This window comes from Brevundimonas sp. (genome assembly GCF_046293315.1).
In the GTDB taxonomy this organism is placed as follows: Bacteria; Pseudomonadota; Alphaproteobacteria; order Caulobacterales; family Caulobacteraceae; genus Brevundimonas.
This window is the reverse complement of sequence record NZ_JBKBPF010000004.1, coordinates 58,179-73,579: the sequence shown is the minus strand read 5'-3', so window position 1 is coordinate 73,579 and position 15,401 is coordinate 58,179. Positions and strand designations below refer to the sequence as shown.

The following is a 15,401-nucleotide window of genomic DNA, read 5'->3' as shown; positions in this document are numbered from 1 at the left end:
CGCCGAAGTCCTTCGGCGCGACGGGGCGAAACAAGGAATCGGGTACGCCTTATGGCGCGTGACTACTACGAAATCCTGGGCGTCGAACGCACCATCGACGCGGCCGGCCTCAAGGCTGCCTATCGCAAGCTGGCCATGGAGCATCACCCGGACCGCAACGGCGGGTGCGAGGACTCCTCGACCAAATTCAAGGAAATCAGCGAGGCCTACGGGGTCCTGTCGGACGACCAGAAGCGCGCGGCCTATGACCGCTTCGGCCATGCCGGGGTCAACGGCGGCGCGGGCGGCTTCGGACGCGGCGGTGGCCAGGGCTTCCACGACATCAACGACATTTTCTCCGAAGTGTTTGGCGAGGCGTTCGGCGACGTGTTCGGCGGGGCCCGCTCCCAGCGCGGCGGACCGCGCCGGGGCTCGGACCTGCGCCACGATCTGGAGATCACCCTCGAGCAGGCCTACCGGGGCGTGGAGTCGGAAATCACCGTCCCCACCACGGCGACCTGCGAGACCTGCAACGGCTCGGGCGCCAAGGCCGGCTCGTCGCCCACCACCTGCGCCACCTGCGCCGGACAGGGCCGGGTGCGTCAGGCCAACGGCTTCTTCGCGGTGGAGCGCACCTGCCCGCACTGCGGCGGCCAGGGCAAGGTCATCAAGGACCGCTGCGGCTCCTGTCACGGCCACGGCCAGGTGCGCAAGAACCGCACCCTGTCGCTGAAGATCCCGGCGGGCGTGGACGACGGCTCGCGCATCCGTCTGGCCGGCGAGGGCGACGTGGGCATGGGCGGCGGCCCGCGCGGCGATCTCTATGTGTTCCTGTCGGTTAAGCCCCACGAACTGTTCGAGCGGGACAATCTGGACCTGCTGGTCACCGTGCCCGTGCCCATGACCGTGGCGGCCCTGGGCGGCGAGATCGAGGCGCCCTGTCTGGTGTCGGAGGCCTGCGACGGCCAGTGCCGGGCCTCCGTCAAGGTCCCCGAGGGCGCCGAGACCGGCAAGACCGTGCGCATCAAGGGCAAGGGCATGCCCCGGCTGGACGGCCGCGGCCGCGGCGACCTGGTGGTGGAGCTGTTCGTGGAGACGCCCCAGAACCTCAACGCCCGCCAGAAGGACCTGCTCAGGGAGCTGGCCGAGTGCTGCGGCGAGGCCCAGAACCCCCGCAACTCCGGCTTCGCCTCCAAGGCCAAGCGCTTCTGGAGCGAGATCACCGGCAGCGATGACGCGCCCAGGAAGGAAAGCGCGGCTTGAGCGGCGTGATCCACGTGGGCGTCTCGGGCGCCCGGGGCCGCATGGGCCGCGCCGTGGGCCAGGTGCTGGACGCGCGCGAGGATCTGGTGGTGGCCGCCCGCTTCGACCGGGGCGAGACCCCGGACCTGGCCCTGTGCGACGTGGTCATCGACTTCTCAACCCCTGAAGCCTCTGTCGAGCTGGCCCGCCATGTGGCCGAACGCGGCGGCCCGGCGCTGGTGATCGGCTCCACGGGGCTGACCGACGACCAGGAAGCCGAGATCACAAAGGCCGCCGAAACGGTCGCCATCGTGCGCAGCGGCAATTTCTCGCTGGGGGTCAACATTCTGGTGGGGCTGGTGGAGCGCGCCGCCGCCCGACTGGACGCCGCCGACTGGGACATCGAGGTGTTGGAAAGTCACCACCGCAAGAAGGTGGACGCCCCCTCGGGCACCGCCCTGATGTTGGGCGAGGCCGCCGCCCAGGGCCGCCACGCCGATCTGGCCGACCTGCGCATACCGGCTCGCGAAGGCATCACCGGCGAGCGCCCGCCCGGCGCCATCGGTTTCGCGGCCCTGCGCGCCGGCGGCATCGTGGGCGACCACACCGTGCTGTTCGCCTCGGACGACGAGATCCTGACCCTGAGCCACTCGGCCATCGACCGGTCCCTGTTCGCCAAAGGGGCCGTGGCCGCCGCCGTCTGGGTCCAGGCCCGCGCCCCCGGCCTCTATGACATGCAGGACGTGCTGGGATTCCGGCAGGCCTAGAGCCTTTACACCTCCCAATTGCTGACGCCGCTCCCTTGTTTTCACAATGGAAATGTCGCGCTACACCCCTTTTTCCACCCCCCGTCTTCCCGGGAATCTATGATGGACCTCGCCCCCCAACGGGGCCCGATTTCGACAATTCGGACAATTCGGACAGTGTTTTTTCGATCCAGGGTCTGAAATCGGGATCCGACTTGTCGAGCCGGCCAGTCGGGCGCGCCACGATTCCTGATCGCTGATAATCTTTTTGCAGTGCAGCGCGTTTAATGCTCCGCTGCCCCGTCTGGCCCGTACCGGCCGCCAACTGTTCGAGTCCATGCTCTATACGCTTCACGAACTCGCCTATCAGTCCGCCGCCCCCATGCGTCTCGGGGCCCAGATGATGCGGGAGTTCTGGTCCTCGCCCTTCAATCCGGCCGCCCAGACGGCCATGGGCCGCACCGCCTACGCCTCGGCCGAGCTGTTCGAGAGCGTGACGCGGCGCTACGGCAAGCCGGACTGGAACCTGGACGTGGTCAATGTGGACGGCCACCCCGTCCGCACGGTGCAGGAGGTGGTCTGGTCCTCGCCCTGGTGCCGGCTGATCCGCTTCACCCGCAACGAGAGCGACCTCAAGCGCGCCGGCAAGGCCATCAAGGCGCCGGCCGTTATGATCGTGGCGCCCCTGTCGGGCCACTACGCCACCCTGCTGCGCGGCACGGTGGAGACCTTCCTGCAGGATTTCGACGTCCACGTCACCGACTGGACCAACGCCCGTCAGGTGCCGATGCTGGAGGGTCGCTTCGACTTCTTCGACTACATGGATCACGTGCGCGCCATGCTGGGCCAGATCGGCCCGCGCGCCCACGTGGTGGCCGTGTGCCAGCCCGGCCCGCCGGTTCTGGCCGCCGCCGCCCTGATGGCCGAGGACGAGGATCCGGCCCGCCCGGCTTCCATGATCCACATGGGTTCGCCCATCGATGCGCGCCTGTCGCCCACGGTCACCAACCAGCTGGCCGAGGAAAAGCCCTTCGCCTGGTTCCGCTCCAACATGATCCACACCACGCCCCTGCCCTATCCGGGCGTCGGGCGGCGGGTCTATCCGGGCTTCGTGCAGCTCTACTCCTTCATGTCCATGAACGAGGAACGGCACATGGACGCCCATCGCCGCTATTTCGAGCATCTGGTCGACGGCGACGGCGACAGCATCCAGAAGCACCAGGAGTTCTACGACGAGTACCTGTCGGTGCTGGACCTGAGCGAGGAGTTCTACCTCCAGACCATCGACATCGTGTTCCAGAGCCACCTGCTGCCGCGCGGCCTGCTCAAGCACGGCGACCGGCTGGTGCGGCCCGAGGCCATCACCGACATCGGCCTGATGACGGTGGAGGGCGAGAACGACGACATCTCGGGGGTCGGCCAGACCCAGGCCGCCCACGGCCTGTGCCCCAACATCCCCGACGACCAGCGCCTGCTTTACGTCCAGCCGCAGGTGGGGCACTACGGGGTCTTCAACGGCCGCCGGTTCCGGGACGAGATCTACACCCGCGCCCGCGACTTCATCGCCGCCAATGAGGACCGCGTTGTTCGCAAAACCGCGCCCACGGCACGGCGAAAAGCTGGAGATTGACGGCCTGCCGCTGCGCCTGTCGGTCAACCGGCGGGCGCGGCGGGTCAGCGTCCGCATCGACGCTCGCGCCGGCGAGGCGGTGGTCACCGCCCCCAGCGAGCGGGCTATGCCCCAGGCCATCGATTTCGCCCTCAGCCGCCGCGACTGGATCGCCGAACACCTCGCGAAACGCCCGGACAGCGCCCCCTTCGCCCCCGGCGCCGAGATCCTGTTCGGCGGCCGCCCGGTCCGTCTGATCGCGTCGGGCAACGCCGCCGCCGCACGGCTGGTCCCTGACCATCCCGGCGGCCCGGCCATCATTTCCGGCGGCGAGGACGACGCCTTCCACCGCCGCATCGAGCGCCTGCTGCGCGCCGAAGCCAAGGCGGCTCTGACCGCCCGCACCCAGGTCCATCTGGAGCGTCTGGGCCTCAAGCCCGTACGCGTCAGCATCGGCGACCCGGCCTCGCGCTGGGGCTCCTGCAGCCCGCACAACCGCTCGATCCGCTACTCATGGCGCGTGGTCATGGCCCCGCCGGCCGTGCTGGACTATCTGGCCGCCCACGAGGTCGCCCATCTGGTCCACGCCGACCACAGCCCGGCCTACTGGTCCGTAGTCCACGGCCTGGTGGGCGATCACCGCCCGTTCCGCAAATGGCTGCGCGATCACGGCCCGGCCCTGCACGCGGCGGGGCGCTGAGCCCTGAGCTTACTGCCCCGTGGAGCCGAAGCCGCCCTCGCCGCGCGCGGTCTCGTCGAGGCTCTTCACTTCAGACCACTGAACCCGCTCGTGACGGGCGATGACCATCTGGGCGATGCGCTCGCCGCGCCGGATCACGAACGGCTCGGATCCCAGATTGGCCAGGATCACCCCCACCTCGCCGCGATAGTCGCTGTCGATGGTGCCGGGGCTGTTCAGGCAGGTGATGCCGTGCTTCAGCGCCAGACCCGAGCGGGGCCGCACCTGGGCCTCGAAGCCCGGCTCCAGCGCGATCTTCAGCCCTGTGGGGACCAGCGCCCGCCCGCCTGGCGCCAAGGTCATGGGCTGGTCCTCGGGCACCGCCGCCCGCAGGTCCATGCCCGCCGAGCCGTCGGTCTCATAGGCGGGCAGAAGCAGATCCTCGGCGTGGGGCAGTCGCAGGATACGGGCTGTCACGGTCTCGGTCATTCTGGGTCCGTCAGTCTGTCAGGGTTTCGGCGATGCGGGCCGCCAGGGCGCGGGCCACGGCGGCCTTGGACTGGCGCGGCCAGGCTTCGGCGCCATCCCGGGTGATCAGGGTGACGGCGTTGCCGTCCGAGCCGAACACCTCGTCGGACACGTCATTGCCCACGATCCAGTCGCAGCCCTTCTTCGACAGCTTGGCCCTCGCCTGGGCCTCAAGATCGCTGGTCTCGGCGGCGAAGCCGACCACCAGCCGGGGGCGCTTGCTCTTGGCGCTGGAGACCGCCGCCAGAATGTCGGGGTTCTCGATCAGGCTCAGCATGGGCGGCCCGCCCGGGGCCTTCTTGATCTTGCCGGTGGCCACATCGTCCACGCGCCAGTCGGCCACCGCTGCGGTCATGACCGCCACGTCCACGGGCAGGGTCGCCATGGAGGCCGCGTGCATCTCGGCCGCCGTCTCCACATCCACCCGCGTCACCCCCGGCGGCGCGCTCAAGGCCGTGGGGCCCGACACCAGCGTCACCTCGGCCCCCAGATCGGCCAGGGCCGCGGCGATGGCGTAACCCTGCTTGCCGCTCGAGCGATTGGTCAGGCCGCGCACCGGGTCTATGGGCTCGAAGGTCGGGCCCGCCGTCACCAGCGCCCGCTTGCCCTTCAGGGGGCGTCCGGCGGCCCCCGCCAGCAGCCCCTGCACCGCCTCGAGGATCGCGGCGGGCTCAGCCATGCGGCCCGGCCCGTACTCGCCGCAGGCCATCTCGCCCTCGTCGGGGCCCACAACCGCCATGCCGTGCAGGCCGTCGAAGCCGGTCAGGCGCGCCAGATTGGCCTTCACCGCCGGATGCTCCCACATGCGCACATTCATGGCCGGGGCCAGCAGCACCCGCTTGTCGGTGGCCAGCAGGGTGGTGGAGGCCAGATCATCGGCCAGCCCGTTCGCCGCCTTGGCCATCAGCCCGGCGGTGGCGGGCGCGACCACGATCAGGTCCGCCCAGCGCGACAGCTCGATATGGCCCATGGCCGTCTCGTCCTCGGGCGAGAACAGGGCCTGATGCACCGGGTGACCGGTCAGGGACGCCAGCGACAGGGGCGTGACGAACTCGGCGCCCGCCCCGGTCAGCACGGCGCGCACGACCATGCCCGCCTTCTTCATCAGGCGCACCAGCTCCAGCGCCTTGTAGGCGGCGATGCCGCCGCCGACGATCAGCAGGATTTTCGGGGCTGTCTGGATCATGCCTCCGCCTTACCGGCCGCCGTCCCCGGCGTCGAGGCCCCTGCAGAGCCCTAAAAGAACATTGCATGAACATTAACTTTATGGCTAACCTTGTTCTGCGGGTTTTCTGAGGGAGGGTTTCATGACCTTGCGCAATCTGTGGATGGCGGGCGGCCTCGCCCTTGCGGTGACGGCCCTGACGGCGTGCGACAACGGGCCCAGCGCGGTCGAGACGCGGGATCGGTCGGATCAGGCGTCGACCGAGGCGGCGGTGCAGCCCGTCACCGCCTCGGTGGACGCCGAGAGGGCGACTGCCCGTTCAAGAGGGCCCGCGCGTTGGACGTCCAACAGCCGCAACACCGCCGACCAGAACATCCAGCGGCTGTTCGAGCGTAACGGCGCCGCCTTCAGCGCTGCATCGCCAGAGGACTATGTGAACAAGGCCCACGCCTTCATCACCGCCCCGCCCGCCGGGACCGAGACCGTGCGCCGCGGCAATGGCGACACCCTGTACTATCATGCGGCGAGCAACACCTTCCTGGTGGCCACCTCGGACGGCACGCCGCGCACCATGTTCAAGCCCGACGACGGCCCAGCCTACTGGGACCAGCAGAAGGTGCGCGCGGCAAGCTCGGGCTGATACCCGGTCAGTCCTCGTCCTTGCGCTCGCCCGCGAGCTCGCGAACCAGGGCGAGGGCGACCTTCTGCTGGCTGAGGCTCAGCCGGGGCGCCAGCCGGGCAATCTCCTGGCTCTGGCGGGTCACGGGATAATCGTGATCGAACGACACCGTGTCGCTCTCGGCCACACCCGTCTCACCGGCGGTCAGGCCGTCGAAGAAGTAGCCGATCTCCACCTTGAAGAACTGGGCGATCTCCCAGAGCTTGGACGCCGAGATGCGGTTGGCGCCCTTTTCATATTTCTGGATCTGCTGGAACGTCAGGCCGAGGGCCGCGCCCAGCTGGCTCTGGCTGTACCCCAGCGACTTGCGCCGCGCCTCAACCCGCCGCCCCACGTGGCGATCCACCAGATGGGGCCCGTCGTCGCCTTTGCCTCGCGCCATGTCACGCGCCTTCCGTGCACTCTGAGCAGGATTTAGCCTGAATGAGCCTCAAAATCCCGGAAGTCACCTTAATTCCCGGAGAGACTCCTGGTGCGCGAAATCCGGGACCGCAAAGGCCATAGCCCGCCCGCCAGCGCCGCCAGCATCATCGCCAGGAAGATCAGGTCGCCGCCCATGGCATAGAGGGTTCGGTCCAGCGGCCGGGGCAGGCGCGCATCGATGACGCCGCTCTCGCCCGGCTCCAGCCGCTTGCCCGCCACGACGCGGCCCCAGGGGTCGATCAGGGCCGAAATTCCGGTGGGCGTCGCGCGCACCATGGGCAGGCCGGTCTCGATGGCCCGGAAGCTGGCCAGGTTCAGATGCTGGACGGGCCCGGAGGTGCGCCCGAACCATGCGTCGTTGGACACATTGGCGATCCACGCCGGGCGCGTCGCGCCGCCCGGGGTGAAGCCGGGATAGAGGCTCTCATAGCAGATCAGCGGCTGCACATCCGGCAGGCCGGGCAGGCTCAGCGGCGCGGGTCTGGATCCGGCGCTGAAGTCGGCCGGCACATGCACGAGGCTGCGCAGACCGGTCCAGCTCATCAGGTCGCCCAGCGGCAGATACTCGCCGAACGGCACCAGCCGGTGCTTGTCGTAGATCGCCTCGATCCTCAGGCCCGCGTCACCCAGGTCGGAAAGGGCGAACAGGCTGTTGAAGTAGCGCCATTCCCCGTCGGGCGTCGGCTCCGCGCGGCTGAGCCCCGCCAGAAGCGTCTGACCCGGCTGCACCGCACGGGCCATGGCGGCGCCTACCGGGGACCCCGTCGCGAAGGCTTCGTTCGCGGTTATGGGCAGGGCGCCCTCTGGCCAGACGATCACGTCCGGGATCTGCGCCCCGGGCCGGGCCGTCAGATTGACGTAGCGCTGGACGATGGCTTCGAAATTGGCCGCGTCCCATTTGGCCTGCTGCTCCACGTCGGCCTGGACGATGCGTACGGTCGTGTCGGACGCTTCGGGCTGCGCCATGTCGAGCCGGTAAGCCCCGCTGATGATCAGGCCCCCGATCAGGAGCGCGCCAAGCACCGCGGCGCCGATCCGTGTTTTCAGGCGTCCGGGGCCGAACAGGGGCCCGATCAGGGACGCCCCCGCCACGGTGACGAGGCTGAGCCCATAGATTCCCGCCACCGCAGCGAACTGGGAAGCCGCCGATCCTGCGCCCCAGGCGGCGCCCGCCGGGTTCCACGGAAATCCGGTCAGCACCGTGCCGCGCAGCCATTCGAAAGCGCAGAAGACAAAGGCGAACAGCAGCGGCCTGAGCGGATGGCCGGTCACATGGAACCGCCGATAGATCGCCACGGCCGCGCCCCAGAACAGGGCCAGCCCCGCAGGCAGCAGCGAGGCGGCGAAGGGCGCCATCCAGGCGTGCGCCTCGGCGTTGACCAGAAACGCCTCGGCCACCCACCAGCAGCTGATGAAGAAATAGGCGAAGCCCGCCAGCCAGCCCAGGCCGAAGGCGCCACGCGTCGTGCGCGTCCGCTCGGCCAGCAGCATCAGGGCCGGATAGGCAAGGATCCCGACCAGGAAGCCGAACGGCGGATGGGCCGCCCCCGCCGCCGCCCCGAGGATCAGCGCCGTCAGGCCCGCGCCCACACGAAGCCAGACGCCGCGCCCCCGTCGACGCGGGGTCGCGTCAACCGTTTCCGGCTCGGCATACTCTGTGGCGGCGGTGTCGGTTTCAGGGGTCATTTCGAGACAGATACGGATCCGGAATCCCCAGCGCCGCAAGAAGCGTGCGCTCCTGCGCCTCCATCGCCTCGGCCTCGTCATCGGCTTCATGATCATGGCCCGTGAGGTGCAGGATCCCGTGGATCACCAGATGGCTCAGATGGTCGGCGAAGGGCTTGCCCTGATCCCGGGCCTCGGCCGCGCAAGTCCCGTAGGCCAGGACGATGTCGCCCAGGTGAGGCCGGGCGTTCTCAGGCGCAGGAAACGACAGCACATTGGTCGGGCGGTCCTTGCCGCGGAACCGTGCGTTCAGGTCGCGCACCGTTTCGTCGTCGGTCAGCAGGATCACCACATCGCCCGGCGGCGCGGCCTGTTCAGCCGCCCGGGACACGAGAGCCTGCACATCCGGCACACTCCCGGCCCAGGCGTCGTCCTCGACCTCGATGTCGATCATGGCGCGGTCGTCTCGGCCCCACGCGCGGCCGCCGCGTCGGCGTCATAGGCGCGCACGATACGCTCCACCATGGCGTGGCGCACCACGTCGGCGGCCTCGAAGCGCAGCACGCCGACGCCCTTCACATTCTCGAGGATGCGCAGGGCGTGGGGCAGACCGGAGTCCCGCGTATTGACCAGATCCACCTGGCTGGGATCGCCGGTCACCACCATGCGCGCGCCTTCGCCCAGCCGGGTCAGCACCATCTTCATCTGCAGCCGGGTCAGGTTCTGGGCCTCGTCGGCGATGATGAAGGCGTGGGACAGGGTCCGTCCCCGCATGAAGGCGATGGGCGCCGCCTCGATCTCGCCCTTGTCCCGTCGGCGGCGCACGTCATCGGCGCCGAGGATCTCGTTCAGCGCCTCCCAGATGGGCGCCAGATAGGGATCGACCTTCTCGTTCAGGTCGCCGGGGAGAAAGCCCAGCTTCTCGCCCGCCTCAACCGCCGGGCGGGTGATGACCAGGCGGTCCACCTGTCCGCGCCGCAGCAGTGACGCGCCATAGGCGGCCGCCAGAAAGGTCTTGCCCGTACCCGCCGGGCCCACCCCGAAGGTCAGCTCGCACCGGGCCAGGGCTTCGAGATAGCGAGCCTGGGCGGGAGTCTTGGGGGCGATGGCGCCACGCCGGCCCACCGGCAGGGCCACGCCCTCGGGGGTCTTGCCGCCGGAGCGCTGGGCGCCCAGCGCCGTGCGCACGTCCGCCTCGGTGATCTCGGCCCCCAGATCAGCGCGCTTGGCCAGCACCTCGACCACGCGCTTGGCCGCCGCCCGGTCCTTGGTCGATCCGTTGATGGCGACGCCGCCGCCGGGCGATTCCACCAGCACCTTGAAGGCGTCCTCGATGAGGGCGACGTGACGGCTGCCCGGCCCGATCACGGAGCGCAGCGCGACGTCGGACAGGGCGAGGAATTCCGATTCTCTGGGCATTATGCTTGGAGGCCTAACGCTTGCGCCGCGGGCGCTCGCTGCTTGAGGGCGTCGAGGGACTCATCGACCAGCGCGCCGGTCAGGCTGTTCTGCTGGCCGCGCTCGACGCGGACCGGGACGATCCGGCCCATCAGGTGGTCGGCATCCTCCACATAGACCGACTGCAGATAGGGCGAGCGGCCGATGGCCTGGCGCCCATGGCGGCCCTTGCGCTCGAACAGCACCGGTAGGACCTTGCCCGCCTGGGACTGGTTAAAGGCGACCTGCTGTTCGAACAGCAGGGCCTGCAGCGCCTGCAGCCGCGCCGAGGCCACATGGGGCTCCACCTGTGCGGCCATGGTCGCCGCGGGGGTGCCGGGGCGCGGCGAATAGATGAACGAGAAGGCCGAGGCGTAATTCACCCGTCGCACCAGATCCAGGGTGTCCTCGAAGTCCCGGTCGGTCTCGCCGGGAAAACCGACGATGAAGTCCCCCGACAGAGCCATGTCCGGCCGGGCCGCGCGGATGCGGTCGATCAGGTCGAAATATTTCTGGCGCCCGTGCTTGCGGTTCATCAGTCGCAGCAGACGGTCGGAACCCGACTGAACCGGCAGGTGCAGATAGGGCATCATGGCGTCCAGTTCGGCGTGCGCCGCGATCAGGTCGTCGCCCATGTCGTTGGGATGGCTGGTGGTATAACGGATGCGGTCCAGCCCCTCGATCTCCGCCAGTCCGTACGCCAGCCGTGCCAGCGTCCAGACCGCGCCGTCCGGACCTGCGCCGTCATAGGCGTTGACGTTCTGGCCCAGCAGGGTGACCTCGCGCACACCGCGCGCCGCCAGTTCGCGCGCCTCGGTCAGGATGTCGGCGGCCGGACGCGACCACTCGGCCCCGCGCGTATAGGGCACCACGCAGAAGGTGCAGAACTTGTCGCAGCCTTCCTGCACCGTCAGGAAGGCTGTCGGACCCTTGACGCCCCGCGCGCCGATCTTGTCGTTGGTGAGGGCGTCGAACTTGGCGTTGGGGGCGAAGTCCGCCCCGATGCGCTCGCCCCGGGCCCGGGCCGTGCGGGTCAAAAGCTCAGGCAACTGGTGATAGGCCTGCGGGCCGACCACCAGATCCACCGCCGGCTGTCGGCGCATGATCTCCTCGCCCTCGGCCTGGGCCACGCAGCCGGCCACGGCGATGGTCATGGCGCCCCGGCCATCCAGCGCCTTCTCCTCCTTCAGCACCCGCAGCTTGCCCAGTTCGGAATAGACCTTCTCCGCCGCCTTTTCGCGGATGTGGCAGGTGTTCAGGATGACGAAGTCGGCGTCCTCGGGCGTGTCCGTCGGCGCATAGCCCAGCGGGCGCAGCACATCGGCCATGCGCTCGGAGTCATAGACGTTCATCTGGCAGCCGTAGGTCTTGATGAACAGGCGCTTTTCCGCCTGCCCAGCCGTGGGCTTGTCTTCGGCGTCGATCATCGCGCGGTTATGGGGATTTCACCCGCCCCCCACAAGCGTCAGCGAAAAATCAGACGTTCTCGGTGCGGCGCCCGTGACGGGTGAAGATCAGACCTTCACGGCTGGTAGGCGAGGCGCCTTCGATGGCCGTGCCGTACAGTTCCAGCTTGTGCCCGATCAGCTTGAAGCCCAGCCGTTCGGCGATCTCGGTCTTCAGGCGTTCGATCTCGGCGTCATAAAATTCGATGACCTCGCCGGACTTGGTGTCGATCAGGTGATCGTGGTGATCGTCGCCCGCCTCTTCATAGCGGCTGCGCCCGTCGCCGAAGTCGTGCTTCTCCACCACGCCGGCCTCCTCGAACAGGCGCACGGTGCGATAGACGGTGGCAATGGAGATATGAGGATCGATGGCCGAGGCCCGACGGTACAGTTCCTCCACATCGGGGTGGTCGTCGGCTTCGGACAGCACCCGCGCGATCACGCGTCGCTGCTCGGTCATGCGCATGCCGCGCTCGGCGCAGAGTTTCTCGATCCGGTCCATAGTCGCCAAGATAGTCACCCCTCGCTCGCGTGGAAAGCGCTCAGCACAAGTTGAGAGCCAGTATCAGTGCGTCCGCCCTCGCCCCGTCCGCGCGGGCGTAATAGGCGGGCCGTCGTCCCGCCTTTTCAAACCCCCGGGAAGCATACAGGGCAAGGGCTGAATCGTTGTCGTGCGCCACCTCGAGAAACACCCGCGCCACGCCCTGATCCCGCGCACGGCCCAGGGTCCGGTCCAGCAGCCTTCCGCCCAGCCCCTGTCGCCGCGCCTCCGGGCTCACGGCCAGGGTGACGATTTCCGCCTCGTCCGCCGCGCGGCGCCACAGCAGGAAGCCCTCCGCCTCATGCTCCAGCTCGGCCCCGGGCATGTCCAGAAGCGCCCGGATCGCCGCGGCGTCCCAGGGCGTGTCGAAAGCCGAGGCATGGATGGCCGCCAGATGCGCCGGATCATTCATTCCGGATCGCGCCCGCCCGGAAGTTTGGCGTCCGGCGCCCGCAGGTACAGCGGCCGAGCCTCGCCCCCGGGATGATCCGCAGCCAGTCGCGCGAGGGCCTCGGGCGACGGCGCGATCCGGTCGATCACGCGCCCCGCCATCAGGGCGATCAGGTTTGCGCCTGTTCCCACAAGGGTCACGCCGCCGTCCTCGCCCGCGACGCGCGCCGTCGCCTTCTCGATCGCCAGGGCGGCGGGGCCTTCCGTCGCCGCGCGATCCACAAAGCGCTGGCCATAGACCTGACCCCGCCGTGCATCGATCAGGGCCCAGACCGCCGCGCCCGGCGCCGCCTCCGCGTCATGGGCGAGAGCGGCCAGGGTCGACAGGCCGTTTACCGGCCGATCCAGCGCCAGCCCGAGGCCCTGGGCGAAGGCGAGTCCCACACGCAGGCCGGTGAAGGACCCGGGGCCCGTGGTGACCGCAATGCGGTCCAGCTGGTCGAAGGACCAGCCTGCCGACGCCATGGCTGTGCGGACCATGCCGCCCAGCCGCTCCTGATGGCCGCGCGCCATGATCTCGGTTTCGGCGGCGACCACACGCACACCCTCGGCCGCGACGGCGGTGCAGGCGCCCAAAGCCGTGTCGATGATGAGGGTCTTCACGAGCCGTGCGCTCCGCGGATCATGACGGTCGTCGCGCCAGTCCGCCGGCGATCACGCCCAGCGCGCGCCGCTGCTCCATATCGTGGATGCCCGAGAAGCCCCGTGAAAGCGCGCGGCCTTCGGGCGTTCGCAAAAGATCGTCCAGGTCGTCCTGCCCGGACGGCGATGGAAAGAAGGCGGTGACCGGTTGGTCCAGTTCGCGGGCGATCCTGTAAAGGGCTGAGGCCGAAACGCGGTTTGCCCCGCTTTCGTATTTCTGAACCTGCTGCCCGCTGAGCGACAACCGCGTCCCCAAAGCCTGCTGTGACAAACCAAGGTCGGTGCGGAACCGGCGAATGGCGTCGCCGAGCTGGCGATCCAGAATTTCCGCTTCGGGTGAAGGATTGGGAGAGCGGCGCGGCAATGGAACCTCCGACGGCGGCGACGCCCCAAGGTTTCATTATCCCGCCCGAAATACAACCATATTGTTTCATTCTGGCCATTCCACGCCTTCGAGACGGGCCACGACCGCCCCCACGGCGCCGATCCGCCTGCGCTCCAGCACGCGCTTGTCGCCATCCGGACCGCGCAGCACCACCGTGTCACGATCGCCCCGGTGATAGAGCCCGATCACCGGCCCGTCGTCCGTTTCGACCACGCACCCCTGATCCCGCCGGGGCCAGACGGACAGGTCATAGATCAGCACCACCCCCGACCCCGCCCAGGGCGCCAGATCATCATCCCGAAGCTGCAGCGTCCGCCTGAGGGGCGCCGGTGAATTGGCGGCGGAAAAGGTCCGCCCTCTCTCTTCCAGCCGCTCGGGGGCCGGTGCAGCGAAAACGGGCCGACGCGCCATTTCCAGCGCCAGATCCTCCGGCGTCAGGTCAAGCGCCGCGGTCAGGCGGCGCTGCACATCCGGCCGGAACATGCCGGGTCGGCGTCCAGCCTCGTAAAGACCCCAGGCCTGACTGGTCACACCCATGCGCGCGCCGGCCTCGGCCTGGCTCAGGCCGCGCGCCTTGCGCAGCACGGCCAAAGCCTGGCCCAGCGCATCGGCCTCGGGAACGTCGCGGAATCGCGTCATGGAAACAGAATGAACCAGTCCAGCCCTGGAAACGAGCGACCGTTTGGTTTCACAGGGTTTGTTCGACCCGCGCCACTTCGGGCACATAGTGGCGCATCATGTTCTCCACCCCCGCCTTCAGAGTGGCGGATGACGACGGGCAACCGGCGCAGGCGCCGCGCATGCGCAGCCACAGCACCCCGTCAGCCTCGTCGAACCGGTCAAACAGGATGTCGCCGCCGTCCTGGGCCACCGCCGGGCGGATGCGGGTGTCCAGCAGGGCCTTGATCTCCTTGACCACCTCGCTGTCGCCTTCCCCGCCCGCGTGGCTGTCAGCGCTCACGAGATCACCCCGCGTGAGGGGCGCGCCGGAGGTGAAATGGTCCATCAGGGCGGTCAGCACTGGCGCCTTCATGGCGCTCCAGTCCGGGCCCTGGCTCATGCGCGTTACGGCCACATAGTCCGGCCCGAAGAAGACCCCGTCCACACCCTCGAGCTGGAACAGCGATTCGGCCAGAGGCGACGCCTCAGCCTCGTCGATGGTGCGAAATTCCAGCGCCCGGTCCGGCGAGACGTCGCGGCCAGGCAGGAATTTGACGACGTTAGGATTGGGCGTGGCTTCGGTCTGGATGAACATGCCCTTCAGATGCGCGCCCGGGCCCGGTTTCGCAAGGTCGTCCCGGCCTTAGGCCAGGTCCTCGACCTCCTCGTCGGTCAGGTCGCCCGGCACCACGGTGACAGGCAGGCGCCGGCCGCCGATGCCCGCGCCCTCCTTGGCGATGGCGGTGACCAGCGGCCCTGGCCCCCGCCCGCCGGTCGCGGCGGCGAGCACGAGGATCTTGATCTCGTCGTCCTCCTCCACCGCCTTGCGGATGGCGTCGCGGGTCTCGGCCTCCTCCACCAGAAACACCGGCGCCGCGCCCGACAGCGCCGCCGCCTTTTCGCCCAGACGATGCAGCAAGGCCTCGGCCTCCTGCCGTTGCTGGCGTTCAATCTCCTCGCGCACCCCCGTCCAGTGTTCGAAGGCCGAAGGCGGAATGGCGCGCAGCAGGACCACCCGCCCGCCCGTGGACAGGGCCCGGCGCGCCGCGAACCGCAGGGCCGAGTCGAACTCCGGGGTATCGTCCGCCACCACCAGGAACTTGCGGGCCATGGGCTTTTCCTTTCC

19 protein-coding genes are annotated in these 15,401 nt (G+C 69.1%); 5 read left to right on the top strand and 14 right to left on the bottom strand.

The genetic code is table 11. The features are described from left to right. Nucleotides 1–51 precede the first annotated feature (51 nt). The 4 genes from dnaJ (at nucleotide 52) to ACK4SE_RS04710 (ending at nucleotide 4,276) form a co-directional block, all read left to right on the top strand. Nucleotides 52–1,242 carry a molecular chaperone DnaJ gene (gene dnaJ / locus ACK4SE_RS04725; protein ID WP_409689287.1) on the top strand — a complete coding sequence of 397 codons (1,191 nt, stop codon included), beginning with the start codon at nucleotides 52–54 and terminating at the stop codon, nucleotides 1,240–1,242. Further along, complete coding sequence (gene dapB / locus ACK4SE_RS04720) at nucleotides 1,239–1,988, top strand: 4-hydroxy-tetrahydrodipicolinate reductase (protein WP_409689285.1); 750 nt, start codon at nucleotides 1,239–1,241, stop codon at nucleotides 1,986–1,988. The genes dnaJ and dapB overlap by 4 nt, the downstream gene beginning before the upstream one ends. 316 nt (nucleotides 1,989–2,304) lie before the next feature. Beyond that, nucleotides 2,305–3,597: a polyhydroxyalkanoate depolymerase gene (locus tag ACK4SE_RS04715; RefSeq protein ID WP_409689283.1), complete on the top strand. Its 1,293-nt coding sequence runs from the start codon at nucleotides 2,305–2,307 to the stop codon at nucleotides 3,595–3,597. Further along, complete coding sequence (locus ACK4SE_RS04710) at nucleotides 3,551–4,276, top strand: M48 family metallopeptidase (RefSeq protein ID WP_409689281.1); 726 nt, start codon at nucleotides 3,551–3,553, stop codon at nucleotides 4,274–4,276. The genes ACK4SE_RS04715 and ACK4SE_RS04710 overlap by 47 nt, the downstream gene beginning before the upstream one ends. Before the next feature lie 9 nt (nucleotides 4,277–4,285). Here ACK4SE_RS04710 and dut read toward each other — a convergent pair whose 3' ends face one another. Both dut and coaBC read right to left on the bottom strand, forming a co-directional pair. Next, a complete protein-coding gene (gene dut / locus ACK4SE_RS04705) occupies nucleotides 4,286–4,744 on the bottom strand; it encodes a dUTP diphosphatase (RefSeq protein WP_409689279.1) in 459 nt (152 codons plus the stop codon). 10 nt (nucleotides 4,745–4,754) lie between these two features. Continuing rightward, complete coding sequence (gene coaBC, locus ACK4SE_RS04700) at nucleotides 4,755–5,969, bottom strand: bifunctional phosphopantothenoylcysteine decarboxylase/phosphopantothenate--cysteine ligase CoaBC (protein ID WP_409689277.1); 1,215 nt, start codon at nucleotides 5,967–5,969, stop codon at nucleotides 4,755–4,757. A gap of 121 nt (nucleotides 5,970–6,090) precedes the next feature. On the opposite strand from coaBC, the gene ACK4SE_RS04695 reads away from it, so the two are divergent. Next, entirely contained in the window at nucleotides 6,091–6,588 is a 498-nt protein-coding gene (locus ACK4SE_RS04695; protein ID WP_409689275.1) for an S-type pyocin family protein, read from the top strand. A 7-nt stretch (nucleotides 6,589–6,595) separates the two neighbouring features. On the opposite strand, the gene ACK4SE_RS04690 is transcribed toward ACK4SE_RS04695, so the two are convergent. The 12 genes from ACK4SE_RS04690 to ACK4SE_RS04635 all read right to left on the bottom strand — a co-directional run bounded on the left by ACK4SE_RS04690 (nucleotide 6,596) and on the right by ACK4SE_RS04635 (nucleotide 15,386). Further along, entirely contained in the window at nucleotides 6,596–7,009 is a 414-nt protein-coding gene (locus ACK4SE_RS04690) for a helix-turn-helix domain-containing protein (protein WP_409689273.1), read from the bottom strand. Nucleotides 7,010–7,077: 68 nt separating this feature from the next. Then, nucleotides 7,078–8,736: an apolipoprotein N-acyltransferase gene (gene lnt, locus ACK4SE_RS04685; RefSeq protein ID WP_409689271.1), complete on the bottom strand. Its 1,659-nt coding sequence runs from the start codon at nucleotides 8,734–8,736 to the stop codon at nucleotides 7,078–7,080. After that, nucleotides 8,726–9,169: an rRNA maturation RNase YbeY gene (gene ybeY, locus ACK4SE_RS04680; protein WP_409689269.1), complete on the bottom strand. Its 444-nt coding sequence runs from the start codon at nucleotides 9,167–9,169 to the stop codon at nucleotides 8,726–8,728. The genes lnt and ybeY overlap by 11 nt, the downstream gene beginning before the upstream one ends. Then, nucleotides 9,166–10,134 (bottom strand): PhoH family protein, encoded by a 969-nt coding sequence (locus tag ACK4SE_RS04675; RefSeq protein ID WP_409689267.1) that lies wholly within the window; start codon nucleotides 10,132–10,134, stop codon nucleotides 9,166–9,168. The genes ybeY and ACK4SE_RS04675 overlap by 4 nt, the downstream gene beginning before the upstream one ends. Further along, on the bottom strand, nucleotides 10,134–11,579 hold the full coding sequence (gene miaB, locus ACK4SE_RS04670; RefSeq protein WP_409689265.1) for a tRNA (N6-isopentenyl adenosine(37)-C2)-methylthiotransferase MiaB: 1,446 nt from the start codon (nucleotides 11,577–11,579) through the stop codon (nucleotides 10,134–10,136). The genes ACK4SE_RS04675 and miaB overlap by 1 nt, the downstream gene beginning before the upstream one ends. A 49-nt stretch (nucleotides 11,580–11,628) precedes the next feature. Then, nucleotides 11,629–12,099 carry a Fur family transcriptional regulator gene (locus ACK4SE_RS04665; protein WP_409689670.1) on the bottom strand — a complete coding sequence of 157 codons (471 nt, stop codon included), beginning with the start codon at nucleotides 12,097–12,099 and terminating at the stop codon, nucleotides 11,629–11,631. 40 nt (nucleotides 12,100–12,139) lie between these two features. Continuing rightward, nucleotides 12,140–12,550 carry a GNAT family N-acetyltransferase gene (locus ACK4SE_RS04660; RefSeq protein WP_409689263.1) on the bottom strand — a complete coding sequence of 137 codons (411 nt, stop codon included), beginning with the start codon at nucleotides 12,548–12,550 and terminating at the stop codon, nucleotides 12,140–12,142. Further along, nucleotides 12,547–13,191: a tRNA (adenosine(37)-N6)-threonylcarbamoyltransferase complex dimerization subunit type 1 TsaB gene (gene tsaB, locus ACK4SE_RS04655; protein WP_409689261.1), complete on the bottom strand. Its 645-nt coding sequence runs from the start codon at nucleotides 13,189–13,191 to the stop codon at nucleotides 12,547–12,549. Before tsaB ends, ACK4SE_RS04660 begins: the two co-directional genes overlap by 4 nt. Nucleotides 13,192–13,210: 19 nt before the next feature. After that, on the bottom strand, nucleotides 13,211–13,594 hold the full coding sequence (locus ACK4SE_RS04650) for a helix-turn-helix domain-containing protein (RefSeq protein WP_409689259.1): 384 nt from the start codon (nucleotides 13,592–13,594) through the stop codon (nucleotides 13,211–13,213). A gap of 66 nt (nucleotides 13,595–13,660) precedes the next feature. Next, on the bottom strand, nucleotides 13,661–14,254 hold the full coding sequence (locus ACK4SE_RS04645) for a helix-turn-helix transcriptional regulator (RefSeq protein ID WP_409689257.1): 594 nt from the start codon (nucleotides 14,252–14,254) through the stop codon (nucleotides 13,661–13,663). A gap of 49 nt (nucleotides 14,255–14,303) precedes the next feature. Beyond that, complete coding sequence (locus ACK4SE_RS04640; RefSeq protein ID WP_409689255.1) at nucleotides 14,304–14,870, bottom strand: NifU family protein; 567 nt, start codon at nucleotides 14,868–14,870, stop codon at nucleotides 14,304–14,306. Nucleotides 14,871–14,918: 48 nt separating this feature from the next. Next, nucleotides 14,919–15,386 carry a universal stress protein gene (locus ACK4SE_RS04635; protein ID WP_409689253.1) on the bottom strand — a complete coding sequence of 156 codons (468 nt, stop codon included), beginning with the start codon at nucleotides 15,384–15,386 and terminating at the stop codon, nucleotides 14,919–14,921. Nucleotides 15,387–15,401: the final 15 nt, after the last annotated feature.